Raw genomic sequence first — 272 nt, forward strand, 5'->3', positions numbered from 1 at the left:
GCTACTAATTTTACTTGATAATCACCAGCGGTATCAAAAGTAAACTTTGGATTTTCATCGGTAGAACTAAAACTAGTACCCTCAGCAGACCATTGATATGAAGTTGCATATTGACTCTCATTCGTAAAATTGACTTCTTGTCCTGTTTCAGGAGTGGTAGGTGAAAAACTAAAGTCTGCAATAGGAGCCTCTTGTGCTGCAGTTACAGTTACTTGTTTCGTAATTTGATGGGTTCCTGCAGAATTTGTGGCTACTAATTTTACTTGATAATC

The 272-nt window shown here is 37.1% G+C and carries 1 protein-coding gene; it reads right to left on the reverse strand.

What is annotated here, in order from left to right:
* The coding region (locus tag Q0714_RS14185) for a PKD domain-containing protein (RefSeq protein ID WP_298266205.1) at window positions 1-272 on the reverse strand (272 nt) is incomplete at both ends.

It is taken from the genome of uncultured Lutibacter sp., assembly GCF_947493565.1.
Classification (GTDB): domain Bacteria; phylum Bacteroidota; class Bacteroidia; order Flavobacteriales; family Flavobacteriaceae; genus Lutibacter; species Lutibacter aestuarii.